Source organism: Rhodococcus oryzae (genome assembly GCF_005049235.1).
Classification (GTDB): Bacteria; Actinomycetota; Actinomycetes; order Mycobacteriales; family Mycobacteriaceae; genus Rhodococcus_G; species Rhodococcus_G oryzae.
This window is the reverse complement of sequence record NZ_SUMD01000004.1, coordinates 341689-342256: the sequence shown is the minus strand read 5'-3', so window position 1 is coordinate 342256 and position 568 is coordinate 341689. Positions and strand designations below refer to the sequence as shown.

Annotated in this window: 1 protein-coding gene; it reads right to left on the bottom strand. The window is 66.5% G+C overall.

The genetic code is table 11. From position 1 onward, the window contains the following. Positions 1 to 184 precede the first annotated feature (184 nt). On the bottom strand, positions 185 to 517 hold the full coding sequence (locus FCG67_RS10680; protein WP_169310491.1) for a hypothetical protein: 333 nt from the start codon (positions 515 to 517) through the stop codon (positions 185 to 187). Between the last annotated feature and the right edge of the window lie 51 nt (positions 518 to 568).

Genomic DNA, 568 nt, shown 5'->3' with positions numbered 1-568 from the left:
CGCACTCCCCAAGCGAGTAGACAAAACTCGAAGGTGTATTCGGCGCAGGTTGCGCACTATTTTGTATGTCCAGATTTGTGTCGGCCGCGTTACACAGAGTATCGGCCGTGGGCTGCTATTGTCGTCCGTTTCGGCCTTTGGTTACCCGGCCTGCACGTTCGCGCGCGTAGGCCCCTCGCCCGGATCAGCGGAAGCGCTCGGCCTCTCGCGCGAGTTCGACCAGACGAGCGCACAGCGGCGCCAGTTCGGACTGCTCCGCGCCCTCCGATACGGCGGTCTCGACGTCTTCCGCGGCGCAGCGGACCTCGAACATCCGATCCACGAGCGCCGCCGCCTCGTCTGCGGTCAGGACAACGGCGTCGGCGGGAATCGAAGTGCCCTTGACCGCGCTGCGCTGTTCGTATGCGCGCTGTCGGCAGGACTGGCGGCAGTAGCGGCGGCGTCGCCCGATGCCGACGTCGGCGACCTCGCGTCCACACCACACGCACGAATCGAGTCTGCGAGAGGGGCCTGCCACGGACAGTCACCTTACTGTGCCTGCCGACGACGCCGTGCCGGGCGACGATGC